The organism is Geobacillus thermopakistaniensis (assembly GCF_000498995.1).
GTDB lineage: Bacteria > Bacillota > Bacilli > Bacillales > Anoxybacillaceae > Geobacillus > Geobacillus thermoleovorans.
In genome coordinates this window covers 1-20,165 of the sequence record NZ_AYSF01000039.1, presented here as the reverse complement: position 1 = coordinate 20,165, position 20,165 = coordinate 1, and the positions used below count along the sequence as shown (strand labels likewise).

General features: G+C 51.4%; 18 protein-coding genes and 2 pseudogenes. 6 read left to right on the top strand and 14 right to left on the bottom strand.

From position 1 onward, the window contains the following. Positions 1–139 precede the first annotated feature (139 nt). Positions 140–850, top strand: a complete 711-nt coding sequence (locus T260_RS131515) for a Crp/Fnr family transcriptional regulator (RefSeq protein WP_031212570.1) — start codon at positions 140–142, stop codon at positions 848–850. 65 nt (positions 851–915) lie between these two features. Here T260_RS131515 and narI read toward each other — a convergent pair whose 3' ends face one another. Genes narI through T260_RS131540 form a run of 5 tightly spaced genes read right to left on the bottom strand, consistent with a single transcriptional unit; the run spans position 916 to position 7,785 of the window. Further along, the gene (gene narI, locus T260_RS131520) at positions 916–1,608 is read right to left on the bottom strand and encodes a respiratory nitrate reductase subunit gamma (RefSeq protein ID WP_023633812.1); all 693 of its coding nucleotides are present in this window, start codon (positions 1,606–1,608) and stop codon (positions 916–918) included. Next, on the bottom strand, positions 1,605–2,165 hold the full coding sequence (gene narJ, locus T260_RS131525) for a nitrate reductase molybdenum cofactor assembly chaperone (protein WP_023633811.1): 561 nt from the start codon (positions 2,163–2,165) through the stop codon (positions 1,605–1,607). The genes narI and narJ overlap by 4 nt, the downstream gene beginning before the upstream one ends. Then, positions 2,140–3,672: a nitrate reductase subunit beta gene (gene narH, locus T260_RS131530; RefSeq protein WP_023633810.1), complete on the bottom strand. Its 1,533-nt coding sequence runs from the start codon at positions 3,670–3,672 to the stop codon at positions 2,140–2,142. Before narH ends, narJ begins: the two co-directional genes overlap by 26 nt. Beyond that, positions 3,662–7,345 carry a nitrate reductase subunit alpha gene (locus tag T260_RS131535; protein ID WP_023633809.1) on the bottom strand — a complete coding sequence of 1,228 codons (3,684 nt, stop codon included), beginning with the start codon at positions 7,343–7,345 and terminating at the stop codon, positions 3,662–3,664. Before T260_RS131535 ends, narH begins: the two co-directional genes overlap by 11 nt. 32 nt (positions 7,346–7,377) lie before the next feature. After that, complete coding sequence (locus T260_RS131540; protein ID WP_023633808.1) at positions 7,378–7,785, bottom strand: hemerythrin domain-containing protein; 408 nt, start codon at positions 7,783–7,785, stop codon at positions 7,378–7,380. Positions 7,786–8,104: 319 nt separating this feature from the next. On the opposite strand from T260_RS131540, the gene T260_RS1000000138705 reads away from it, so the two are divergent. Further along, the gene (locus T260_RS1000000138705; protein ID WP_232722236.1) at positions 8,105–8,656 is read left to right on the top strand and encodes a thiamine pyrophosphate-binding protein; all 552 of its coding nucleotides are present in this window, start codon (positions 8,105–8,107) and stop codon (positions 8,654–8,656) included. Between the two features lie 34 nt (positions 8,657–8,690). Here T260_RS1000000138705 and T260_RS131545 read toward each other — a convergent pair whose 3' ends face one another. From T260_RS131545 to T260_RS131565, 5 genes are all read right to left on the bottom strand, one after another. Continuing rightward, on the bottom strand, positions 8,691–9,755 hold the full coding sequence (locus T260_RS131545) for a multicopper oxidase domain-containing protein (protein WP_023633806.1): 1,065 nt from the start codon (positions 9,753–9,755) through the stop codon (positions 8,691–8,693). 243 nt (positions 9,756–9,998) lie between these two features. Next, positions 9,999–11,174 carry an MFS transporter gene (locus T260_RS131550; RefSeq protein ID WP_031212565.1) on the bottom strand — a complete coding sequence of 392 codons (1,176 nt, stop codon included), beginning with the start codon at positions 11,172–11,174 and terminating at the stop codon, positions 9,999–10,001. A gap of 374 nt (positions 11,175–11,548) precedes the next feature. Then, positions 11,549–12,628 carry an ABC transporter permease gene (locus T260_RS131555; protein WP_023633804.1) on the bottom strand — a complete coding sequence of 360 codons (1,080 nt, stop codon included), beginning with the start codon at positions 12,626–12,628 and terminating at the stop codon, positions 11,549–11,551. Then, positions 12,615–13,571, bottom strand: coding sequence for an ABC transporter ATP-binding protein (locus tag T260_RS131560; RefSeq protein WP_023633803.1), 957 nt, complete (start codon positions 13,569–13,571; stop codon positions 12,615–12,617). Before T260_RS131560 ends, T260_RS131555 begins: the two co-directional genes overlap by 14 nt. A 2-nt stretch (positions 13,572–13,573) precedes the next feature. After that, a complete protein-coding gene (locus T260_RS131565) occupies positions 13,574–14,740 on the bottom strand; it encodes a COG1470 family protein (protein ID WP_014195097.1) in 1,167 nt (388 codons plus the stop codon). Positions 14,741–14,867: 127 nt separating this feature from the next. Between T260_RS131565 and T260_RS131570 the strand changes: the two genes are divergently transcribed. Continuing rightward, positions 14,868–15,449 carry a sigma-70 family RNA polymerase sigma factor gene (locus tag T260_RS131570; protein ID WP_023633802.1) on the top strand — a complete coding sequence of 194 codons (582 nt, stop codon included), beginning with the start codon at positions 14,868–14,870 and terminating at the stop codon, positions 15,447–15,449. Next, entirely contained in the window at positions 15,439–16,188 is a 750-nt protein-coding gene (locus T260_RS131575; RefSeq protein ID WP_014195095.1) for an anti-sigma factor, read from the top strand. Before T260_RS131570 ends, T260_RS131575 begins: the two co-directional genes overlap by 11 nt. Positions 16,189–16,331: 143 nt before the next feature. Here T260_RS131575 and T260_RS131580 read toward each other — a convergent pair whose 3' ends face one another. From T260_RS131580 to T260_RS131590, 4 genes and pseudogenes are all read right to left on the bottom strand, one after another. Further along, positions 16,332–17,450, bottom strand: a complete 1,119-nt coding sequence (locus T260_RS131580; RefSeq protein WP_014195094.1) for a TIGR04053 family radical SAM/SPASM domain-containing protein — start codon at positions 17,448–17,450, stop codon at positions 16,332–16,334. Positions 17,451–18,001: 551 nt separating this feature from the next. Next, complete coding sequence (locus T260_RS131585; RefSeq protein ID WP_033007367.1) at positions 18,002–18,583, bottom strand: molybdenum cofactor guanylyltransferase; 582 nt, start codon at positions 18,581–18,583, stop codon at positions 18,002–18,004. 105 nt (positions 18,584–18,688) lie between these two features. Then, positions 18,689–18,850, bottom strand: a pseudogene (locus T260_RS1000000138700) (DUF2249 domain-containing protein); the annotation flags it as partial. Further along, positions 18,843–19,067 (bottom strand): DUF2249 domain-containing protein, encoded by a 225-nt coding sequence (locus tag T260_RS131590; RefSeq protein WP_023633800.1) that lies wholly within the window; start codon positions 19,065–19,067, stop codon positions 18,843–18,845. The pseudogene T260_RS1000000138700 and the gene T260_RS131590, both read right to left, overlap by 8 nt. Positions 19,068–19,196: 129 nt before the next feature. Here T260_RS131590 and T260_RS1000000139930 point away from each other — a divergent pair, with 129 nt between their 5' ends. Beyond that, positions 19,197–19,364, top strand: a complete 168-nt coding sequence (locus T260_RS1000000139930; protein WP_014195091.1) for a hypothetical protein — start codon at positions 19,197–19,199, stop codon at positions 19,362–19,364. A 415-nt stretch (positions 19,365–19,779) separates the two neighbouring features. Continuing rightward, positions 19,780–20,165 (top strand): annotated as a pseudogene (locus T260_RS131595) (hypothetical protein); the annotation flags it as partial.

The window sequence follows — 20,165 nt, the reverse complement described above, 5'->3', positions numbered from 1 at the left end:
CATATGGGAGGGGAAATCCGGGTTAGAAAAATTTGTGACAACCTGCACAAAAAAAGTGACAAACGGTGATTTTTTTCACTCTGTCCTTACTGTGATGTTTTTTACAATAGAAGTAGCCGAACAAATGGAGGTGTCAATCATGGAACGGCAAAGCCAACTAGTGGAGAAACGCGATTTTTCCCTCTTGCGCTCATGGCTGCAATCGTCGAAAAAAGTGATTCCGCTTCGCAAACATTCGTTTTTGTTTCAAGAAGGAATGCCCGCCAATGAGCTGTATTTGATTCTTTCCGGCAAGGTGCAAGTAAGCAAAATTTGCCCCGATGGAAAAGAAATGTGTTTCCGCATTTGCGGGAGTGGAGAAATTGTCGGCGAGCTAACGCTGTTTACGAGCGACCCGCGCTATTTATTGACCGCCAAAGTGATTGAATCGGGTGAAGCAGCGGTGATGAATAAAAGCGAACTCGAAGAGCAGCTGCTGATCAATCCGACCCTTACTCTTGAATATATGCGCTGGATCAGCAAACATGCCCGGCGAACGCAGACGAAGTTTCGCGACTTGATTATGAACGGCAAAAAAGGGGCGCTCTATTCGACGCTCATTCGCCTATGCAACAGCTATGGCGTCCCGCTTGAAGATGGGAGTATTTTCATTGATGTGACGTTAAAAAACCAAGACTTAGCCAACTTTTGCGGCACGACACGCGAGAGCGTCAATCGGATGCTCAATGCGTTAAAGCAAGATGGAATTATTTCCATGAAGCGGGGGAGAATCACCGTCCACGACTTGAACTATTTAAAAACGGAAATCCAATGCGAGGACTGCCCACCAGATATTTGCTGCATTGAATGAAATTTAGCGGGCTGTCATAAAGGAGTTGCCAAGCAACTCTTTTATGGACAGCCCCCGCTCTTTCACTAAATTTTTTTCGCCCGCATCCGGCGATAGACGACGTAATGCCGGTTTAAATACGTCACCGGGACGCTCCATACATGCACGAGGCGGGTGAACGGCCAAACGCCGAATAACAGCAAGGCGGAGAGAATATGAATTTGAAATCCAATCGGCGCATCGCTGACGAGCTGCGGCAGCGGCCGAAACGTTAAAATGCCGCGAAACCAAGGGCCGATCGTATCCCGGTAGTCAAACGTCCCGCCGGTTGCTGTATATCCAACCGTATTTGTAAACCCTGTCAAAATGACCATCGTTAATAGCAGCAATACAACAAGATCGCTTTTGCTGCTATGGCGGAGAAGGCGGCGAACGCTCAACCGCCGCCATAAGAGCAATACCACCCCAATCACAGTCGCGACCCCGGCGGCGCCGCCAAACCAGACCGCCCCAAAATGGTACATCTCTTCCGTAATCCCGATCGATTCATAAAATGCCTTTGGAACTAAAATGCCGGCAACATGGCCGAAAAATACAAAGAGAATGCCCCAATGGAACAGAACGCTTCCCCAACGCAACCGCCGTTTCTCAAGAAACTCGCTTGACTTCGCCGACCAGCCAAACTGATCAGTATTGTAACGGTAAATATGGCCGGCAACAAATAACGTCAACATGATATACGGATAGATCACCCAAAGGAACTGATCAAGCAGTGTCATGTGGCCTCCTCCTCTCTTATTGGAATATCCACCCCTTTTGCTTCTTCAAGAAATGCGTCCATGCCTGCAAGACAGCCGTCCAAAACAAAGAAATGCGGGTGGTTAACCTCCTGGAGCCTGTCCGCCAACCCTTTGATGGCCCGCTGGTGGGCGAGAAGAACGTTTTTCGCATCGCTGACTGGGGCGGCGGCGGCAAACTCGAGCATAAGCGGCAAGTAATCTGGCAGCTCATCCTCTGTCAGTTCCAAACCAGCACGACGAAATGCTTCTTTTAGTTTTAACAACGCTTGGCCGCGCTCTTTTTGATCGCCAAACAAGTAGTACGTGAGATACATCGTCGTTCGATCGCTCAAATCAAATGTTCGCACATAGAGCTCGCACAGCTCGTCGACCGCTTTTGTTTTCGCGTAGTCAAGAAACTGTAAAAACCGTTTGCGGGCCGTATGGTTGGCGAGCTTGGAAATTTCATAAAACAGCTGCTCATCTTCCAGCCATTCTCGTTCTGGGTACTGCAGCAAAATGGAAGCGAGCTTAAATAGTCTCTGATGCTCTTCCATCCTCATCCCCCCAATCAAACGAGTAAAAACGTTCCGCATCATATTCAGAGCAGCCGGAACAAGACTCCATAAACGCATAGCCGGCCGTCCCTTGACCGTAAAACGCGTTGCCGGCCTTCTCCCGATGGGAAGACGGAATGACATAACGGTCGGAATATTTCGCGACAGCCGAAAGCTTATACATTTCCTTGACCGTATGTTCATCCATGCCGACTTTCTCGAGGATACTCCGGTCTGGCTCTTTTCCTAGGTTTACCGCCCGCATATAGCTGCGCATGGCCACCATTTTTTTCAGCACCGTGCGGATGACCTCCGTGTCGCCGGCAGCCAACAAATTAGCCAAATACTCAATTGGAATGCGCATTTGGTCAATCGCTGGAAAAATGACATGCGGATGAATGTCGTCCAACCCGCCGTCAAACGCCCCCATGATCGGACTGAGCGGCGGAACGTACCAAACCATTGGCAACGTCCGGTATTCCGGGTGAAGCGGGAGCGCGATTTTTTGCTCGACCGCAAGCTTATAAACCGGTGAGCGTTGCGCCGCTTCAATCCAATCGTCCGTATACCCGGCTTCGCGCGCCGCTTCAATCACGTCCGGATCATACGGATTTAAAAAGATGCGCAAATGGGCGTGGTACAGCTCTTTTTCATCTTGGACCGAAGCGGCCGCCTCGACTTGATCCAAATCGTAAAACACAATACCGATGTAACGGAGCCGGCCGACGCACGTTTCTGAACAAACTGTCGGCAATCCTGCTTCAATACGCGGAAAACAAAACGTGCATTTCTCCGCCTTATGCGTTTTCCAATTAAAGTACACTTTTTTATACGGACAGCCGGTCACACAAAACCGCCAGCTCCGGCACGCGTCATGGTCAACAAGCACAATGCCGTCCTCATCCCGCTTATAAATCGCCCCTGACGGACAAGAAGAGACGCAAGGAGGGTTTAAACAATGTTCGCAAATGCGCGGCAAATACATCATAAACGTTTGTTCGAACTCAAATTTCACTTTTTCTTCAATGCCTTTTACGTTCGGATCTCGTTTTCCTGTTTCATATACCCCGGCTAAGTCGTCTTCCCAGTTCGGTCCCCAAGTGATATCCATGTATTCGCCCGTCAGCTGTGACTTAGGCCGGGCGACAGGCTGGTGCTCCCCTTCCGGACGGTTGATCAGCTGTTCATAATCGTATGTCCAAGGCTCATAGTAATCGTCGATCACCGTCATATTCGGGTTGTAAAACAGGTTTAACAGTTTATTCACCCGGCCGCCGGCGCGCAACTCGAGCTTCCCGTCTTTGAGCACCCAGCCGCCTTTATGCCCGTCTTGGTTTTCCCATTCTTTCGGATAACCGATGCCCGGTTTCGTTTCCACATTGTTCCACCACATATATTCCGCCCCAGGGCGGTTCGTCCATGTATTGTTGCATGTAATGCTGCATGTGTGGCAACCGATGCACTTGTCCAAATTCATAACCATCCCAAACTGCGCTCTAACTCTCAAGCCAATCCACTTCCCTTTTTTCAAGTTTGCGGATCATCACTTGCTCATCCCGCTGATTTCCTGTCGGCCCATAATAATTGAAGCCATAGCTTAATTGTGCATAACCGCCGATCATTTGCGTCGGTTTGACATGGATGCGGGTTGGGCTGTTGAACGTGCCGCCGCGCAGTTTGCTGATTGGCGAGCCGGGCACGTTAATATGACGTTCCTGCACATGGTACATAAACGCGACCCCACGCGGCAAGCGATGGCTGACGACCGCCCGGGCAACGACCACCCCGTTGCGGTTGTACATTTCGATCCAGTCGTTGTCAGCAATGCCGGCTTCTGCGGCATCTTCTTTGTTCATCCAGACGTGCGGACCGCCGCGGAACATCGTCAACATCGGCAGCGTATCTCCGTATGTGCTGTGGTATGACCATTTAAAGTGCGGCGTCAAATAACGAAGAGTGAGTTCTTTGCCGCTGACTTGCGGACGCCGGTCATAGCCGTAAAAGGCAAGCTTTCTGAGCGGCGCTTTAAACGTCGGCAATTCTTCTCCAAACTCAAACATAAGCTCATGGTCCAAGTAAAAATGCTGCCTTCCTGTCAACGTCCGCCAAGGAATCAACCGTTCGACGTTCGTCGTAAACGGAGAGTAGCGACGGTTTCCGGTTTCGCTTCCGCTAAAGACAGGAGTGGTCAACACTTGCCGCGGTTGGACAGTGATAGCCTGAAAGGTAATATGTTCCTCAGCCCGCTCAATGACTAAATCTTTTAGCGGCTGCATCGTCTTTTTCTCCATTTCTCCCCATGCCTTGAGAGCTAAGGAACCGTTCGTTGTGCTTGAAAGCGCCAAAATAGCTTCGGCAGCATCTCGGTCTGTCAACAAACTCGGACAATCTTTATACGGACCTTCCAACGTCGAAGGGCCGAGCGTATCAAGCAGCCATTTGTATTCTTCCTTGGCATCCCAGCTGAGCCCTTTCGCCCCGATTTGTTCACGAACCATCGGACCAAGCGCCACAAACTTGTTGTATACTTCCTTATAATCCCGCTCTACAATATGCAAGCGCGGAAAGTTCACTCCCGGAACCGGCTCTGCCGCCCCATCCTTCCAATTGTTGACAACGCCAAACGGCTGCGCGATCTCATCGCGCGTATCATGCAAAAGCGGGGTAGCTACGATATCTAACACCGGTTTGGAAAAATAGCGGGCGGCCAACTCAGAAAACGTTTTGGCTAACCCTTTAAAGAAATCCCAGTCCGATTTCGCTTCCCACGGCGGAGCAATGGCGGGATTGAACGGATGAACAAACGGGTGCATGTCCGTGCTGCTCACATCATATTTCTCATACCACGTCGCCGCCGGAAGAACAATGTCCGAATACAGCCCGGTCCCAGCCATGCGGAAATCGATATTGACCATCAAATCCAGTTTGCCTTCCGGCGCGTTCTCATCCCAAACGATCTCGCTCGTTTTCAAGTCATCATTTTGTTCGCTGAAATTCGCATGATGGGTGCCGAGCAAATGTTTTAAAAAGTATTCGTGCCCTTTTGCCGAACTGCCGATGAGATTTGCGCGCCAAACAAACATCACGCGCGGAAAATTAATCGGATCGGACGGGTTTTCAATGGCAAATTTAATGTTTCCTTTTTTGATTTGCTGAACGACATATTGAACCGCTTCCTCGTTCGTCTTTGCGTTCGCCTGTTCCACTAGCGCAATGCTGTTGGCGTTAAACTGCGGATAAAATGGAAGCCAGCCTAGTCGGGCGGCCAAATAATTGTAATCGCCGCCATGTTTGTAGCGCGGCTTGTCAACGAGCGGGGAGACGTGTTCATCCATGCTTTGATCTTCATATTTCCACTGTTCGGTGACAAAGTAGAAAAACGACGTCCCGTTTTGCAGCCGCGGCGGTCCTCCCCAGTCACGGGCCATGGCGATCGTCTGCCATCCCTCAAGCGGGCGCACTTTTTCTTGACCGACATAATGCGCCCAGCCGCCGCCGTTAACTCCTTGTGATCCGGTCAACAAGACAAGGTTTAAAATCGCCCGGTAGATGGTATCGGAATGATACCAATGGTTAATGCCCGATCCCATGACGATCATGGAGCGTCCTTTGGAATCGAGGGCATTTTGGGCAAACTCGCGGGCAATTTGCGCCGCCGTCTTTCGATCAACGCCAGTGATCGCCTCCTGCCATGCCGGCGTATATGGCTTCATGTCATCGTAATCGGCCGGATAATCACCAGGCAGCCCGCGGTTGACGCCCATTTTGGCAAGCAACAAGTCAAATACTGTCGTGACATACACCGCCTCCCCGTTTTGCTTAATGGCCTTGACCGGCACTCCGCGTTCGAGCACCGTTTTATTTCCTGCCTCAAAGTGCGGAAACTGCACGACGACGGCATCATCTTGCTGGCCAAGGAACGTCAAAGCCGGGCGGATTCCGATTCGTTTATTGTCCATATCGTTCAGCTGCAAATTCCAATTCCCGCTGTTCTCCCAACGATGGCCAATCGTCCCGTTCGGCACGGCAAACGTCTTTGATTGCTCATCCCAAACAATCGTTTTCCATTCCGCATACTGAAGCGGCATGCCAAGGTCGCTCGCCCGCAAAAAGCGGCCGGCGGTATAACGATCCCCCTGTTTGTTCAGCATGACTAAAAAGGGCAAATCGGTGTATTTTTTAACATAATCAGAAAAATAATCAGCGGATTGATCGACATAAAACTCTTTTAAAATGACGTGGGTCATCGCCATTGCCAACGCTCCGTCCATTCCCGGCTGCACCGGCAGCCAGTTGTCGGCAAACTTCACAAATTCGGCATAGTCAGGGCTAATAGCGACGACTTTTGTCCCCCGGTAGCGCACCTCAACGTAAAAATGGGCATCCGGGGTGCGCGTTTGCGGCAAGTTCGATCCCCAGACAATCATGTAGCTTGAGTTAAACCAGTCTGAACTTTCCGGGACGTCTGTCTGTTCCCCCCATATTTGCGGAGAAGCCGGCGGCAAATCGGCATACCAGTCATAAAAGCTGAGCAAGGCGCCGCCGATCAAATTCAAAAACCGTGCCCCGGCCGCATAGCTGACCATCGACATCGCCGGAATTGGTGAAAACCCAAAAATGCGATCCGGCCCGTACGTTTGAATCGTATACATCAGTGACGCGGCGATCATCGTATAAACGTCATCCCATTTCGCCCGCACGAACCCGCCTTTTCCACGGGCGCGTTTATACCGTTTCGCTTTTTCCGGATCTTCGACAATCGACTTCCACGCGGCTACGGGATCACCTTCTTGTTGCAGCGCTTCTTTCCAAAGCCGCAACAGCGCCCCGCGCACATAAGGATAGCGGACGCGAAGCGGGCTGTATGTATACCAGGAAAAACTCGCTCCCCTCGGACAGCCGCGCGGCTCATACTCCGGCATATCGGGGCCTGTTGTCGGGTAGTCGGTTTGCTGCGTCTCCCATGCGATTATGCCGTCTTTCACATGCACTTTCCAGCTGCACGAACCTGTGCAATTGACTCCATGGGTTGTACGAACCACTTTATCATGTTGCCAGCGGCGGCGGTATGTTTTCTCTACGTCCCTCCCGTATGGCGACAACTCAGCGTGGCCGGCGATTTTTTCCGACCGACCGAAATACTTCAGTTTGCGCAAAAGCGGAGCAGGTTTTTCGTTCATTCCGTTTTGCCTCTCCTTTCTTTGCCTTTCAATTAAAAAAGCAACGCCTCTTCATCCGTGCTATGGATGCGGTTGATATGAAGCAGCGTGTGAAAGCGGGTCAACACCTCGCGATCGATTTGCCCGGGCAACCGCTGCCTAATTTCAGCAATCAACGTTCTCATCATGTCGTGGTCGCGCTTGAGCTGGGTGATCGTTTCAGCCAACTCCCCTCTCTCTTTTGCCTTTTCGCGGTAAAAGCCTTCTTCTTCTGCTTCCGCATGGGCGATGATCCGTGTTTCCCAGTGCTCTACAAGGGCATCCGCCACTTCAGCGGCATGCTCACAACGCCCATCGGTATATAATGTTTCCAACAGTTCAGTTAGGCGCTTCGCTTCGGCAAAGGCGCCATGATGAATAGAACGATGCGCTTCCAATTTTCTTAGTGACGGTCCGCTCATTTCATCATCTCGCTTCCTTTATTTGCACCGATTCCCTCTATTCCCCTATAATTTCCAAACAACGAATGGATTATGCAGAAACGAGAAAAAGATGTTCCTTGTGCTTCCATGTGACGATATTCACATACATTGCACACATGAGTTGTTTAAATTAAAAAGAAGGTGACAAAATGGTTCATCCTCCCACACGCCTTGGAGCCGATGTACTTATCGAATCGCTAGCCGTTCAAGGGATCACCCACGTGTTTGGCTGCTGCCACGAAAGCACGTTGCCTGTCCGTCATGTGCTAGACTCTTGTCCTTGCCTATCATAATCGAAATGAAACATGAACAGGCGGCTGTTCATGCCGCGGACGGCTGTGCCCGCGCTTCAGGAAGACTCGGCGTGGCGATCATCGGGGCGGGAGTCACAAACAGCATTACCGGAATCGCCGCAGCATTAAGCGATTCTGTACCGCTGCTTGCCATTATTGGGCGGCCTTCACCGGAAGAGCATTTATACGCTCCCGATCTCGATATTTTGAGTCTTTGTACGCCAGTGACAAAATACCATTTGCAAGTAAACGAGATCAATGATATTCCATCTGCTATTCAGCACGCTTACGAAATCGCGCTCCATGGCAGGCCCGGTCCGGTGACGGTGGAAGTCCCCGCTCATCTTTTCCGTCAGGAAGCGGCCGGGTCATATCCGATGAAAAAAGCCGCACTTCCGAAACCGAAGAACATTCCGAGAAAATCGCTTGAATTGGAAAAGCGCCCGATCGACCGTTGTTCGCGGCCTGTCGGACGCTCTCTTTTTCTTTTTTTGGTTGTGATGCGAATCACTTCTTTTTCTTTTCACCGCCGTATAATAAGAGCTATAGGACTTTAGGCGGCTATCTCCCGTTTAGGGAAATGGGGAAACATTAATGTCCGCTTGTTTCTGAGCCGTCGTCTTCGCCCGTTTCGGTCACTTTCAGCATGGCGACGGCTCCTTTTTGTGCATGGTTAAACTGATGAGTGACGATCGGGTATGTTCCCGGTTTGGTGACCGTAAATTCGACGACCGCACCGCCGCTTGCCGGAAGCATCACCGTTTGCATCCCTTTCAGATGGTTATTCGGGTTGCCGTCAAGGTATACATCATCCAACACCGTCCCGACAACGTGGAACGAGCTTACTTCGTTCGGGCCGACGTTGTTGACATAGAGGCGGATTTTCTCGCCGACTTTCGCGAGCAACGGTTTTTCTTTCAGCGTAAACGTATCGCCGTTCGTATTCGGATCACCGGGCTTCAAGGCTTTCGTCGAGAAAACGACATAGCTTGGCACACCGTTTTGGAAATCGTTCATATCGTTATATTTATACCACTCATTTTGAACGAGTACATATTCACGGTCGACTTCCTTATCGGTCGGATAGCCGTTTTTCGGTTTGACGATGATCACACCATGCATGCCGTTGGCGATATGCTGCAACACCGGTTTTGTGCCGCAATGGTACATAAACACACCCGGGTTGTTCGCCGGATAGGTGAATGTCCCCGATTTGCCCGGCATCACGTCAACAAAGTCTTTTGACGGAGCGGCGTGGACAGCGTGAAAATCCATGCTGTGTGGAATGGCTGGATCCATATTTTTCAACGTAAAATGGATCGTATCCCCTTCATTGACGACAACGAGAGGCCCTGGCGCTTGGCCGTTGAACGTCCAAGCTTTATACGTTTTCCCTTTGTCGATTTCAATGTCAGTGACTTGCGCCGTCATTTCAACGCGGACATCATGCGGGCCGATCCGCTCCATTTTCAACGGCACCGGTGCTTGGTTCACTCCTTTATGCGCCGCTGACATGTTCGTAGCAGACTGTTGCGTAGTTGCCGCTGTTCCGTTTTTATTTTCCGCCTTTGCCTCTCCTCCTCCCCCGTTGCTGCATGCGGCCAGAAGCGAAGCGGCTAACGCGACGGACAATAACGAAGACATCCTTCGTTTCATCGTTCTCCCCCCTTAGATGATTTGATTTACACCTTTAACGTACGGCATTTTCACTTCTTCCCTGGTGATTTGTATCACCAACAGACGGCCATGTTTGAATGATTTGTGAAATAATGAGCAATATATTTTAATCATGTAACAATAGTGAAACGCATACTCACATTGAATAACAGAAAAACACGCCCAAACAAAAAAAGAGGCTAAAAGCGAACAAGCTTTCAGCCTCTCTATACGGTATTCCATTCAAGAAGCGAACCGCTTCGCCGGTTCGCCGGCTTTTTTGCCAAATACGAGCCGGTTCAGCAAGAAGCAAATAAGGGTAAACAAACTAAGGAGCAGAAAACCGAGCACGTACGAACCTGTTGCATCTTTGATGATCCCCATGACAATGGGCGGAAAAAAGCCGCCAAGTCCGCCCCAGGCGCCGACAAGGCCGGTGACGGCGCCCGTTTCGGCTGGGAACAGCTGCGGCACGAGTTTGAACACCGCACCGTTGCCCATCCCAGACATCACGGCCACAAACAAACAAGCCGCTGTCATCACCCAAATATTTTCCATTCCAAACGCGATCACCAACGCGCCGATTGTCATTCCAGCGTAGACGAACGTCAACACCCGTTCAGCTCCGATTTTATCGCCAAGATAGCCGCCGACTGGCCGCGCAAGCGTAGCGAGTACAGTAAACCCAGCCGCGCGCATCCCAGCATCCACTGGCGTCAACCCATACAAGTCAACGAGCAGCGACGGCAAGTAAATGCCGAAAGCGACAAACGCCCCGAACGTAACGAAGTAAAAGAGCGACAACGTCCACGTATGTTTATATTTCAATACCGACAGCGATTCACGCACCGTTTTTTGTTGTTTCGGCTTCGGCATATCCGGTGTGAAAAACCAAACGAGAACGAGCATGACGACAACCGGAATGATCATCCCCCAAAAAGCCCAAGGCACACCAAACGCTGCGGCAATCGATGGAACGGAAAACGCAGCAACCGCCGTGCCGAAGTTGCCCATCGCGTTAATCCCAAGCGCCGTCCCTTGCTTTTCCGGCGGAGTCAAGCGGGAAACGAACGTCACCGAAATGGCGAACGACGTTCCGGCCATGCCGATGAAAAACGCCCAAAACAGAAGCATCGCATACGAATCTGCAAACCCTGCGCCAACAAGCGGAATGACAAGAAACAAGAGCAGCAGCGAAAACAGCCTGCGCCCGCCGATCCGGTCCGTCCAAATGCCAAGCGGCAAACGCATGATCGAGCCGAGCAGCACCGGAATGGCGACCAAAATGCTTTTTTGCGTCGATGTCAGCCCATACATTTCTTGAAATGTGCTCGCAAGCGGCGAAAACACAGCCCACACGGCGAACGAAAACATCATGGCGAATGTCGTAATCGGCAGCAGCGCCTTTTGTTTATTCATGAAAAGCCCCTCCCTGACTTTCAAAATATGTGGCTTTGTTCGTAATTCCATCATACGTAGGCATGGAAAATAGATTTGTGAGGTTCATCACATTTCAAGTTGTTGTCACCATTTCGTCAAAATCATTGTCATTGTTTTGTCAAATTTGATTTTTTATCACTTATATTGTTTCCTTTCCCGGAAACCATATGTATGGGAAAACGTAACAAAGGTGGCCAAAAAAATCCGTTCCCATCAAGGAACGGATATGATTGATATGATTGATTGGGTGAGACACGTCTCTTTTGCAGCATTTCATAGTTTTTCAAACAGCCCCACCCAAGCCCAAGGAGCGGGCTCCGTTCACCACTGGAAGCAAAAGGAGAACATTCCTCTCACCCACTCGCCCGTATCTCCTGCCTCATAAACAACCAATACGCGATCGCAAAGCAGATGAGGGTGGCGGCAATGAGCGCGGTCGCCTGCGGCCAAATGAGCAGCAAACTTTGCGAGAACGGCAAGGGGGCCGCAACAGCGCCGGCCGTTTGCTCCACCGTGACGATCCCTAGCGTTCGGACGTCCGGCGAAAGCAAGGCGGTTGTTGATTCATTGAACAAGTAGCTCGGCGACAATCTCATGAGACCAAGCACCAACTCTTGACGGCCGACCGCCTGCTCGACGGACGTAATGGCGTCAGACTGCAAAAACGATTTCGCAAACACTTCCACGATCATCGAGTAGAAAAGATTGAAAAACAGCCAAACGGCCATCGACGACAACGCGGATGTCGCCGCCTGGCGGAAGACGACGGAAAACAAAATGCCGAGATTCAGCCAAAAGGCGATATACACAAGACATAACAACAAAAAGCAGACCATGCGGGCAAACTCTTCGAAAGTAGGCGGAATCCCCAAGACCAAAATGCCCAACGCCATCACGAGCAGGCCGAGCGAAAGAAACAAAACAGCATTCAACAACAGCGCAGCGACAAACTTGCCGTTGATCACATAATCGCGCGGAATCGGCTGGGCCATGAGCCGGCTTAACGTCCCCCGATTCCGCTCCGAATTGATGGCGTCAAATCCAAGGGCGATGCCGAGCAGCGGCCCGAGAAAGCTGACAAACGTCAGAAACGAAGGCAACGTTCCGTCCGAGACGGTGAATAATTTTAGAAACAAGTAGGCGCCTTTCGCGATTTCCTTGGCCTCTTCCGAGGAATCCAACGCGTCCCGGATTGTCGTCATCGCCGTATACAGCGAGCCGAAGCAAGTAAGCAAGATGAGGGCGATTAAAATGATCATGCGCCAACTCGTCAAATAATCGGCCAGTTCTTTTTTGACAATGGCCGAAAAGGCGCTGTTTGCCCCTCTTGCTCGTTTCTTCTCATCAAGCGCACCCACCTTCAGCCGTTCGCTCCATCTTTTCACATATGAAAAAACATCGTTTGCCCATCGCTCTTCCTTACTGGCCTTCACGTACATCCCTCCCTTCAAAATAGCGGTGATAAATCTCATCAAGTCCAAAATCCCGCCGGCTGAGATGGAACAGCGAAGATCCTGATTCGATGATCGTCTGGCTGATGGCGGCGCTCACATCCGTTTGGCAATACACATCCCATCCATCTTCCGTTTGCTCCACTTTATTGACGCCCGGAATCGCCTCGATTTTGGACCGTAAGGAAGCGTCAAGCGGCGAAGCAACCACATGGATGACATAGGCATCCTGCAAAAACAGCTGTTGCGCCAGGCGTTCGATATTCCCTTCGGCCAACAATCGGCCGCCCACGAACAAGCCGACTCGGTCGCAAATTTTCTGCACATGGTGCAATTGGTGCGAGGACAGCAGGACCGTGATGCCTTCATGGCGGCTCAAATCGCGGATCAGCCGAAGCAGCTCGCGCACTCCCTCAGGGTCGATGCCCAACGTCGGCTCATCCAAAATGATCACTTCCGGGCGCTTCATCAACACATCGGCCAAGCCGAGCCGCTGCCTCATTCCCCGCGAGTATTTCCCCGCTTTTTTATGGGCCGCATCGGTCAAATTCACCTTCTCGAGTAGCTCCCACGCTCGCTTTTCCGCCTCGGCGCGAGGAATGCCGTTTAACGCTGCCGTATACAGCAAGTTCTCCAACCCTGTCATGTGATGGTAAAAGCCGACATCATCCGGCAAGTACCCGACTTTCCGTTTAACGTCAATGGGATTTCGCACTGGATCGATCCCGCATACCCTAACCATGCCGGACGTCGGCTCGGTGAGCCCGAGCATCATCAAAATCGTCGTCGTCTTTCCGGCCCCGTTCGGGCCAAGAAGCCCAAAAATTTCCCCTTTTTGAATGGAAAGCGACAAATGGTCAACCGCCCGATGGTCGCCATACGTTTTGCACAAGTTGTCAAGCTCGATGACAGCGGGTGCTGCCATGCTTACCTCCTCCCGTATGTTTTGATCAAATAGTACAGCCCTCCGGCCACCCCGAGAATGATCAACACCGCCACCACTCCCCAAACGGTCGACGTTTTGACCGAGACGCGGAACGCCGCCTCCGCCGACGTTTCCGCCGTTTGCGCCTGGAAGTTGACAACATAATCCCCAGCGATCGCTTCATCCGACGCTTTCACTTTCGCCTTGACTGTTTTGGAATCGCCCGGGTTCAGCTGGGCGATCGTGCTTTGATCGAATTCCACTTCCCAATCAGGCGGAGCGTCAGCCGTCATATTGATGTTCAAAAGTGGAGCGCTTCCGGTGTTTTTGACAACAAGATCGATCACCCGTTCATGCCCCGCCGTCACATCGGTGCTTAAGTTTCCTGACGGCGTCGTCAGTTTGAGCGCATACGTGCCCGTAATGACCGCTTCTAACGTCAGCTCAGCCGACGTATCGCTCGTTTGCGCTTTGATCGGGATTTTGTACGTGCCCGCTTTCACATTTTCCGGCGGTTTAACCTCTACGGTAATGTCTCTTGATTCATTCGGCTCGAGCTTCACCGACGTAACGGAATTGCCTTCCGATTTGAACGTGACTTGCCAACCTTTTTCCGCCGCCGAACTTAACGCGTAATTTTGCGTCTTGGCAGTTCGATTTTTCAGCGTGACATCATACGTGAAGCTCGAATCCGCGTGCCCCTCGAGGTTCGTTTGTTCCGACGTCAGTTCCGTTTTAAACGATCCTTGTTCCGTCACGCGGACAAGCAGCGGCAATTTCGATGAACCACTGTCCCCTTTCGCGACGAGCCAAAAGCGGTAATCCCCCTTGTCGACATCCAGCGGCACGGTCACTTCCAACGTGACCTCTTCTTCTTTTCCGCCTCGGACGGACAGCTGCTCAATCGTTCTCCCCTCAGCGGTAATCGAAGTCGACCATCCTTTCGGCAGGTGGTCAAACGAGAAGGTGACGTTTTCAATGTTGGAACCGTTGTTGATGACATTGACCGTATAGTCGATTGTTTCCCCCGGCGTCACGGAAAGCCCGGTGTATGGCGTGAAGAGAACAACACCGCTTGCCGCCGATGCCGGGCGGATCGGAAGAAGAAGCGAAAAGAGAGTCAAGATCATGGCGAACATCATGATGATCCTGCTTTGCACGACATTCACTCCCTCCTTCTGTTTTCACTTCGTATACGCCAGAAATGGATCAATGGATTTGTTTTGCAGGAGAAAAATTCAGTTGTAGAATAGATGCAGAGCAACCATTCCAAGCATGCGTCGGGAGGTGGGCAAGATGGAAGACCGACGGAAAGACCTCGAACTGCTCGAGAAGATCGCCGAAGGCTCGCGCGCCGCCTTTGACCGTTTTTACGAAAAATACGCTCCGATGGTCTATCATATCGCTCTTCGGATCGTCGGCGACGAGGTGGAGGCGGAAGATGTCAGCCACGATGTGTTTCTCGAAATCTTGCAAAAACCGCATCAATTCGACCCGAAACGGGGAAGCGTTCAAGCCTTTCTTGCCGTGAAAACGAAAAGCCGGTCGCTCGACCGCCTGCGCAAGAAACGGGACCTTTTAGTGAGCCGCCTTGAGGAAGCAGCTTTAACAGAAAAGGGGGCGGAATTTGATTTTCTCCGCCAACTGGAACAACAAGTCATCATAGACGCTTTAACCCATCTCCCCGAGGAGCAGCGGCAAGCCATCATTCACTTTTACTTTCATGGGGAAACACAGCGGGAAATCGCCGCCGCGATGAACAAACCGTTAGGCTCCGTCAAGTCGCTCATCCGCTACGGCTTGCGCAATTTGCGGAAACAAAAAGAGCTGTTCCACTGGATGGGGGCTGGCAGAGGTGAAGAACAGCATGAAGCATAGCCATATTTCGGAAGCAAAAATCGTGGACTGGCTGTTAGGCATGCTGCCAGAGCAAGAAAAAGAAGACGTGTCCAACCATCTAAAGCAGTGCCTTGAATGCCAACGCTTGCTTGAAGCGTGGAAAAACATCGGGCTTAAGGAGGAAGCTCAATATGAAGCACCTCCCCTTTCTCATAAAGAGCGAATTTGGGCCCAAGCAGAAGCGCAAAAACAAACGAAGCGGATGCGGCGCGGTCTCCGCATGGCAGGCGGGTGGATCGGTGCAGCTTTGGCCGTTTTCCTTTTCACCTTGCGCCTTTCCGCTCCCAGCGACGGACCAGCCGCTTCCCATGACCGATCGGATGAGCCATATCGATACCAGATTGTCGAACAACATACCGACATTCCGATCGAGCGAATCATCCATAATCCCAAAACGAAACAAATTCCGATTGAGCCATCGGCGCTCTTTCAACAGATGGACGGCACGATTTGGCTCAATGACGATACGAAGGAAATGTTGATGGAAATTGAAGGGCTGCCGCCGTTTGCGGCCCGCGATTATCAATTGTGGATCATTTACACCAACAACGAGGTCAAAGGGGAACTGTTGACGATCCGCCACGGAGCGGCGCGCATTTTGATCACCGGCGAGGATGTCAAACAGTTCAAGCAAATTAAAGCGAGCCTCGAACCAAAAGGGGGAAGCGCGGCGCCGACCGGGCCCGAGACCTTTATAGTCGAGTTGAACCACGAATGATCTTTCAACAAAAATGGGGAAGGGCGCCTGCTCCTCCCCCGTATGTTTTGAACACACATCCAACATCCGCCGCATGCGCCCGGGCAACCGTCTCACGAACGCCGTAGCGCCGTCATTTTAAGCGGCCGTTTTTCACCGCCCTCTTACCGTTGGCTTCGCTCTTTTGTCCGCAGCGCCTTTGGAATGTAAACACAATACGGCTCGCTTTCCAAATAGTCGCCCGTTACAGCGTAAGCGCGTGAACGAGAGCCGCCGCACACATATCGGAACTCGCAGACGCCGCATTTTCCTTTATATTTGTCCGGATTGCGCAAGTCTTGGAAAATCGGCGAGTGTCGGTAAATGTCCGCCAGCGGCGTTTCCCGGACGTTCCCGGCTTTGACTGGCAGCAGCCCGCTCGGATAGACGTCGCCAATATGGGAAATAAAGACGAAACCGTTGCCGTCGTTTACTCCTTTCGGCGCGCGGCCGAGCCCGTCGACTTGTCCGGTCAACCCTTGGTTCAACACATCTTCGTAACGGATGCCGCCTTTTGTCGCTTTTCCTTCGCGCATTTTCGCCTGCAGCACAACGCGGCGGTAATGCTGGCCGGCTGTCGTTTTAATGTCAAACGGAACGCGCTTGCTCGTTTCATACAACCAGCGGAACACCCGCTCATGCTCGATGGGGGAAATCATGTCCTCCTCCTTCCCCCTGCCTGTCGGCACAAGGAAAAAGACGCTCCAAAGGACGCATTTCAGCTTCTCAACCAATTCCGCCATTTCATCAAGCACATGAACGTTGTATCGCGAAATGACGGTGTTGATTTGCACGGGAATGTCGAGCTCATGCAAGTATTGAATCGCACGGATCGTCAAATCAAACGAGCCGCTCACGCCGCGGAAATGGTCGTGAATCTCGGCGTTCGGCCCGTCAAGGCTGAACGCCCAGCGCGACAGACCGACCTCTTTTGCTTTGCGGATCGCCTCTTTCGTCACGTTCGGCGTCGCGCTTGGCGTCATTGACACGCGCAGCCCTTTATCGATCGCATATTTCGCTAAATCGTACACATCCGGACGCATGAGCGGATCGCCGCCCGTAAAGACGAGCATCGGCTGATCCATCTCGTAAATCTCATCGATCAGTTTTTTCCCTTCCTCAAACGTCAACTCGCGCGGATCGCGATGGTATTGCGCTTCAGCGCGGCAATGAAGGCACTTGAGTTGGCACGCCCGTGTCAACTCCCAAATGACGATAAACGGGTTTTTATTGAAATCGTGCATCCAATTCCCTCCTTGGCCTCCATTGTACCGCAACATTCAGGCGCGTTATGTGATATCGATCACATCCGCAGCGAGGCCACAACAGATGGCGATCGTGCCATGAGCGAAGATGACAGCCGTTTAAACAGGCGGTATAACATTTAAGTAAAAACGAGTGGAGATGAGACGATGCCAGACGGGGTCTCGTACCACGCCAAAGACATTTCACGAAGTCGCGAAACGAACGGGGCTGACCGTCCTCGAAGTGGCGGACTTGGCGAAGGAAATCAACCTCCAGTCCAATAACGTAAAAGAGCCGAAGTCGTGCGGTTCTTTTTCGCCCTATTGCCGTTTCATAAAATTCAAGGTCATCATCAAAAGGTGCACTTGACCTTTTATTGACAGTTATTGTACAGGCGAAATCATTTTTCACTTGCGTATCATGAGCGTCTTCCTGCATCAAGTGCATTTTATGGTGAAAAGCCGGGAAAAAGAACCATTTCGTGGTCAAGGATGGCTCTTCTGATTGAAAAAAAGTATATGCTGTGTCTCCTTCGGCCACAATTCCCCCTTCACCGGTACTCTCCCTCCGTATTGACATTGCGCCATACGGTTTCATCCGCGGCAAGCTGTTGGGCGTCAACATAGCGGACGCGGGCGCCGTCAATAAGCGAGATCATCCGCCGTTCGCCGGCGTCAAGCAGCTCGGCGATCACGGAACGAAGCCGACGATGGTATAGAGCGACCAATGGCTCTGGGCGGCCGCCATGGAGTGGAACGATGGCGTCAAACGTCGGATCGATATAGGAAGCAAGCCGCTCCGCCACTTCCCGCCGCATGTACGGCATGTCGCACGGCAGGACGAACACCCAGTCGGCTCGGCTCTGTTCCATGACGGTGTAAAGGCCGGCAAGCGGCCCACAGCCGCGGCAGCGCTCCACATCGAGCAGCACCGGGATGTCCGTTTGCCGGCGGAATTCATCGATAAGCGACGGGTGGCTGACGATGTACAATTCATCGGCGACGGATCGCAGCGCCGCGACGGACCAAGTGAAAAACGGAGCTCCTTCGTGCAACGCAAACGCCTTCGGCCGCCCAAACCGGCGCGACTGGCCGCCGGCGAGCACCGCTCCGGCAATCGTTTGTTTCATCATGCTTCCCCTTTCCGGACATCCATCGTTTGTTTTTACCGTACCATACCAACCGGCGAAAAAAAAAGATTTCCGCCTGTCGACGGAAATCCCTATGGAGCGGATGATTTATTTTTTGCCGATCGCCACCCGCCATACGTCCGGCCCTTCCTCTAAGTACTCCCACGTAAACTGATCCGGACGCTCCATCATAAATTGGTATTGCAACGGACGCGGATCATGGTCATTGACAAGCTCCATTACTTCCCCCGGCTTCAGGCTGTCAAACAGCCNCCCGCCATACGTCCGGCCCTTCCTCTAAGTACTCCCACGTAAACTGATCCGGACGCTCCATCATAAATTGGTATTGCAACGGACGCGGATCATGGTCATTGACAAGCTCCATTACTTCCCCCGGCTTCAGGCTGTCAAACAGCCGGAAAATCGCCGGATGGCGATCCCGCGGCGGATAGTCCGGGGCGTGGATTTTGGCAGCAAATTGGTTCATAACATTGGCCTCCTTTGTAGTATAATGAATTATATACTTTATCATAACCGCTTGAGCCTTGGGCGGTAGTGACGAGCGTCACAGCCCGAAGGTGAACATGTTCAATCCCCATGAAAGGAGAAATGGCGGTTGGAAGAGCTTGTTGGCTTTTGCGCGCAATGCGGCAAGCCGATCCATTGTCTGCATGGGTTCTTAAATGGCGTCGTCAGCCGAGAAACAGAGACGTTGTACTGCTTTCCGTGCCATGACAAGCAAAAGGAAATGGAACACACCACGCCGGACAAATGCCACAAGTGATTGAAAACGCTCACAAACGAAGGGAGCTGACCCAAAAATCCGCTAAAAAGCGGACTTTTGGAGCCAGCTCTTTCTTTATTAAGTAAGCCGTGTATTGATCATGAACGATTCCGAATCAAACCCTTTTATTAAAACAATGTCGCTGTCGGGATTAACATGACCGTACAGGCTAAAACGCGCTCCTTTTCCTGGATGGATGCAAAGCGACAATGACACAAAACGTTATGTTCAAATTTCTGTGAATCATTTATAATATGAATGGGAAACGATGATCCTCGTTTGTTCTGCGCTACAATCCCATCCCTTTCCTCAACCACTTACTCTACACGCTCGTTTCCCCCAATCCTTAAAAGAAAGGAGCGATTCATCATCACCCACTTTTTCATGGCTACTATATAAGAAGGGAGGATTTTCCTTGGAAGCGATATTGAACCAAATTTTGGACAAGCTCCAAATGATCGAACATGAAGTAAGCGATATCAAAACAAACATGGCAACGAAACAGGAACTCGAAGAAGTGAAGCAAAACTTCTCAACAGAGCTTGAGGATATTAAAGCCAACATGGCAACGAAACAAGAGCTTGAAGAAGTGAAGCATAGTTTCACAAAAGAGTTCGAAGATATTAGAACCAACATGGCCACTAAACAAGAACTCGAAGAAGTGAAGCATAGTTTCACAAAAGAGATCGAAGACATTAAAGCCAACATGGCCACCAAGCAGGAGCTTGAAGACATCAAAGCCAACATGGCTACCAAGCAGGAGCTTGAAGACATCAAAGCCAACATGGCTACCAAGCAGGA

Bases quoted from the DNA above. Each gene is read 5' to 3' on its own strand.
- T260_RS131515 (WP_031212570.1), top strand. From the start codon at position 140: ATGGAACGGCAAAGCCAACTAGTGGAGAAACGCGATTTTTCCCTCTTG.
- narI (WP_023633812.1), bottom strand. From the start codon at position 1,608: ATGACACTGCTTGATCAGTTCCTTTGGGTGATCTATCCGTATATCATG.
- narJ (WP_023633811.1), bottom strand. From the start codon at position 2,165: ATGGAAGAGCATCAGAGACTATTTAAGCTCGCTTCCATTTTGCTGCAG.
- T260_RS131535 (WP_023633809.1), bottom strand. From the start codon at position 7,345: ATGAACGAAAAACCTGCTCCGCTTTTGCGCAAACTGAAGTATTTCGGT.
- T260_RS131540 (WP_023633808.1), bottom strand. From the start codon at position 7,785: ATGAGCGGACCGTCACTAAGAAAATTGGAAGCGCATCGTTCTATTCAT.
- T260_RS1000000138705 (WP_232722236.1), top strand. From the start codon at position 8,105: ATGAAACATGAACAGGCGGCTGTTCATGCCGCGGACGGCTGTGCCCGC.
- T260_RS131545 (WP_023633806.1), bottom strand. From the start codon at position 9,755: ATGAAACGAAGGATGTCTTCGTTATTGTCCGTCGCGTTAGCCGCTTCG.
- T260_RS131550 (WP_031212565.1), bottom strand. From the start codon at position 11,174: ATGAATAAACAAAAGGCGCTGCTGCCGATTACGACATTCGCCATGATG.
- T260_RS131560 (WP_023633803.1), bottom strand. From the start codon at position 13,571: ATGGCAGCACCCGCTGTCATCGAGCTTGACAACTTGTGCAAAACGTAT.
- T260_RS131570 (WP_023633802.1), top strand. From the start codon at position 14,868: ATGGAAGACCGACGGAAAGACCTCGAACTGCTCGAGAAGATCGCCGAA.
- T260_RS131575 (WP_014195095.1), top strand. From the start codon at position 15,439: ATGAAGCATAGCCATATTTCGGAAGCAAAAATCGTGGACTGGCTGTTA.
- T260_RS131580 (WP_014195094.1), bottom strand. From the start codon at position 17,450: ATGCACGATTTCAATAAAAACCCGTTTATCGTCATTTGGGAGTTGACA.
- T260_RS131585 (WP_033007367.1), bottom strand. From the start codon at position 18,583: ATGATGAAACAAACGATTGCCGGAGCGGTGCTCGCCGGCGGCCAGTCG.